The sequence below is a fragment of the Kitasatospora sp. NPDC058032 genome (assembly GCF_042885845.1).
Lineage (GTDB): Bacteria > Actinomycetota > Actinomycetes > Streptomycetales > Streptomycetaceae > Kitasatospora.
The window spans coordinates 1-1,197 of the sequence record NZ_JBHVRK010000088.1; the positions used below are offsets into that span (position 1 = coordinate 1).

At 69.4% G+C, this 1,197-nt stretch carries 1 protein-coding gene; it reads right to left on the bottom strand.

Going from position 1 to position 1,197, the window contains the following annotated elements; genetic code table 11:
• On the bottom strand, positions 1–970 hold a 970-nt coding region (locus ACFVUH_RS37450), incomplete at its 3' end, for an ABC transporter substrate-binding protein (RefSeq protein ID WP_387918112.1).
• Positions 971–1,197 lie beyond the last annotated feature (227 nt).

Here is a 1,197-nt window from a genome sequence, read left to right on the forward strand (position 1 = left end):
GCCACAGGGAGTCCCCCGAGACGGGTTGGCCCGCGACAGGGGCCTTGGCGTTTTTCGGCAACGGGAACACCGCGACCTCGAAGCCCGCCTGCGCGCCGGCCTGGATGAGTTCGCGGGCGGCCTTGGAGGAGTCGAAGGTGAAGGCGACCTTCTGCTGGACGAAGGCCTCGAACGCCCCGCCCCAGTCCGAGGGCCCGCCCGTGTAGAGGTAGTGGCCGCGCTCGTGGAGGTGAGTCCACCAGCGGACCCAGTCGAGCATTTCGTCCGATGTGATGTTCACAGTCCCGGCGGGGGCGGACCGGCCGTTGTCCTGATCGGTGAGCAGCCCGTTCTGCAGGGCGACGGCCTGCTGGAACACCCAGCCGTCGTTGGCCCAGGTGATCCCGTGACCGGGACCGCCCGCGAGGCGGGCCACGGCCTCGCAGGCCGCTTCGGTCTCGTCCCAGGTACGGGGCGGCTCCGGGACTCCTGCCCGCTCCAGGAGGGAGGCGTTGGCGTAGCAGAGCATGGTGGTGACCGTGAACGGCAGCGAGATCAACTCGCCTCCGAACGAATAGGAATCGCGCACCGTGGGGTCGAGGTCGTCCACGACCACCGGGTGGCCCAGTATCTCCGTACGGCCGGCCAGGGCGGCCTCGACCGAGGTGAACACCGGCGACCCGTCGGGGTTGCGGGCGTCGCGCGCAAGCTGGCTGTCGGTGGCGTAGTAGCCCGCGATGTGCGGGGGCCTGCCCTCGGCTGCGGCGCGGGCCACCTTTTCGGGCATGGTCCAGAAGTCGTGGCCGGTGATGTCGACCCGGTATCGGGGATGGGTACGCTCGAACTCGGCCGCCCGCTCGCGCAGCGGAGCGAGGAAGTCACGCCCGTCATAGGTGGGGAACGGGTAGTCCGCCAGCCACACGTCCAGGATGATCCGCTCCTCCTGCGGCTGCTCCGGGGTCTGGCCGTTCTTCGGTTCTGGAGCCTGCAAGGTCTGCCTCCTGAGGATCAGCGGACGCCGGATAGGGGTCGGGGGACATCGTCGATTCCCGGCCGCTGTCGGGGCATCTCCTGCTATGCGCAATCCGGCCCCTTCCGGCAGAGCCTCCACAAGCCCCCCTGAGGCCCCGGAGCAGCCCCATGGGGGGGAAACGTCAGCAGGAGGGCAAAAGGGCCGTAGAGCGGCTTCTGGGGGGCTTGTGGAGGGTGCACTTCGAT